The 434-nt window shown below is 48.4% G+C and carries 1 protein-coding gene; it reads right to left on the bottom strand.

Annotated features, from left to right (window positions below; all coding sequences use genetic code 11):
- Positions 1-356 (bottom strand): hypothetical protein (locus GH663_RS20900; RefSeq protein ID WP_153133511.1); only part of this gene is annotated, 356 nt, incomplete at its 3' end.
- Positions 357-434: the final 78 nt, after the last annotated feature.

Consider the following 434-nt stretch of genomic DNA (forward strand, 5'->3'; position numbering starts at 1 on the left):
GTGTACAGCGCGTTGGCGACTTCCGTCAGGTTGAAATCCTGGCGGATCGTTTCACGGATGATTCTGAGTTGCTGGAAGTTCATTCTGGTCTGTCCCTTGCGGCCGTTTTGAACGGCTCCCCTGATTTTTTGCAACGTTGCAACTGTGAGCGGCCAGTGTATGAACCTCTGCTTATAAGTAGAAATATTTAATTTGTAGATAGAAATGCTTTTTTTGAATAAACAAAGCGGGATCAAAGCCGCGCCCTGCCCCACCTTTCCAAAAAACGATGCGATTCTGAGTTTCTCGCCAAGGGGCTGCGCTGTTCGAGCAACTGCGCAAGGCAGCCGGGGCATAGATGAAAAGTTGATAAGCAATGAAGAATTCCATCTTTTTTGTTGGTCACCGCTTTCCCTACACTGGCTGCATCCAACTTACCGAAAGACCGTGATGCG

The organism is Dechloromonas hortensis (assembly GCF_009469765.1).
GTDB lineage: Bacteria > Pseudomonadota > Gammaproteobacteria > Burkholderiales > Rhodocyclaceae > Azonexus > Azonexus hortensis.